General features: G+C 42.5%; 1 pseudogene. It reads right to left on the bottom strand.

The annotated features are described in order from the left end of the window. Positions 1–247: pseudogene (locus ACFINO_RS10320) on the bottom strand (cobaltochelatase subunit CobS); the annotation flags it as partial.

Below are 247 nucleotides of genomic sequence, written 5' to 3'. Positions count from 1 at the left end.
CTGCGTGCCATGATAAAGCCCTGTTGTATCACCAAGACCAATGGTATTGGCCGTTGCAAAAAGACGAAATGCTGGATGAGGGACAATAACACGATTTTGATCAAGCAAGCTTAATCGTCCACAGGCTTCAAGAATGCGTTGGATGACAAACATGACATCTGGGCGACCTGCGTCATATTCATCGAAAACAAGTGCAATGTTGTTTTGATAAGCCCATGGCAAAATGCCTTCTTTAAATTCAGTAATT

Source organism: Bartonella sp. AA83SXKL, from assembly GCF_042196965.1.
Classification (GTDB): Bacteria; Pseudomonadota; Alphaproteobacteria; order Rhizobiales; family Rhizobiaceae; genus Bartonella.
This window is presented reverse-complemented; position numbering and strand designations above follow the sequence as displayed.